1 pseudogene is annotated in these 683 nt (G+C 49.8%); it reads right to left on the bottom strand.

Annotated elements, in window-relative coordinates:
* Positions 1–683, bottom strand: a pseudogene (locus ACTXGO_RS15565) (insulinase family protein); the annotation flags it as partial.

A 683-nucleotide genomic window follows, 5' to 3' on the forward strand; every position in this document is an offset into this window, starting at 1 on the left:
ATTAGACGCTGATGTAAGTCCATCAAACTCATTGCAAGCTTGTCCCATTGCGCCGCGTCATCGCTGGCATGACCCAAGAAGTCCTTGAGTGCGTTTAATGCTGGCAAGCCGCTACGAACGTATTCAAGCTGCGCTTGACGGCTCATGCCGCGACTGGCCGTTTGCAGCGCGTAGGCGTGACCTGCGCCAGCAAGTCTTGACTGCCAACTGGCAGCGCGCTGCTGCAAGATCTCTTTGATACGGTCATGCTCACTAAAGACACTATGCTCCATGACTTCTTTGAGCAGATCGATCGCCTCAGGCTTACGATTAAGCGCGCGTGTTGCGACCACAAAGTAGCTGCTAATCGTTTGGCTATCATCGATGCTAGTACGCTGGCTAATACGCGCGGTAACGCCTGAGGAATGCGCCGCTTGTTTGGCTTGCATCTCGTAAGCATCTAGCGAGTCCGTACCCAGCTCTGATAGCAAGCTTAAATAAATCGGTAATAGCGGATGATTGATAACATCGTTGGCTGGTAGATTATCAGATACAGAGTTCGTATTAGCTTTATTGATAGCATCCGTGAGTGGCACAACGACTTGATAATAGTACAAGCCATTAGTACCCGCTTCGTATTCAAACAGCGTGCTCTGTTGTCCGCTTAGCGTGACCTGTTTTTGTGTGCCTTCTTTAAAGCTGAT

The sequence above is a fragment of the Psychrobacter sp. T6-1 genome (assembly GCF_052258445.1).